Below are 707 nucleotides of genomic sequence, written 5' to 3' on the forward strand. Positions count from 1 at the left end.
GCCTAGAGGAGGTCGTTCAGGGTCCGGCGCGAGTAGCCCAGGGCGCTCGCGGCCGTCGTGGCGTTGCCGTCGTGCGCCAGGTACACCGTCTTGGCGGCGTTCCGTCGGCTGGTGCGGATCTCCTGCTGGACCGTCTCGCGCACGAGGGGGCCGATGACGCGGGCGGCGTGCTCGTACTCGGTCGCGACGTCGCGCATCTCCCAGGAGGCTGCCGCCTGACGGGCGGGGTCCGACCCGGGGTCCGGCGCCTCGAAGCTGAGCACGTCCGTGAGGTCACGGGCAGCGCGGGCGGCGCGGGCAAGCAGCGGCAGCTCGTCCTCGCCCGCCAGCAGCGACCAGTGAGCCCGGTAGATGAGGAGAGCGGCATGCTGGGAGGTGCACTTCACCCACTGGTCCGGCTCGCTGTCGTACTGCGAGGTGGTGGACAACAGCCACTGGCCGCGCCGGGTCACCCACAGGCTGAACGCGCGCCTCTCCTCACGCAGCGACTCGTCGTCCTGGTCCAGGACCCTCTGGGTGGTGCCGAGGTCGAACCACCGCGCCTTCCGCCAGGGGAGGTCCTCCTCCACGGAGGTGACGTCATCCACGGCGCCGGTGATCACGGCCCACTCGACGTCGTCGCCGGGCAGGGTCGGTTGCCCCTCCTCGTCCGGGATCGAGTAGTCCGCCGTGGCGAGCAGAGCACGCGTCGCCTCGTCGTCCAGCTC

1 protein-coding gene is annotated in these 707 nt (G+C 71.7%); it reads right to left on the bottom strand.

The window, feature by feature from the left end:
• Window positions 1-2: 2 nt before the first annotated feature.
• Window positions 3-707, bottom strand: a 705-nt coding sequence (locus ACWFR4_RS48730; protein ID WP_453658413.1) for a hypothetical protein, incomplete at its 5' end; no start/stop codon positions are given.

It is taken from the genome of Streptomyces sp. NPDC055140 (genome assembly GCF_053607285.1).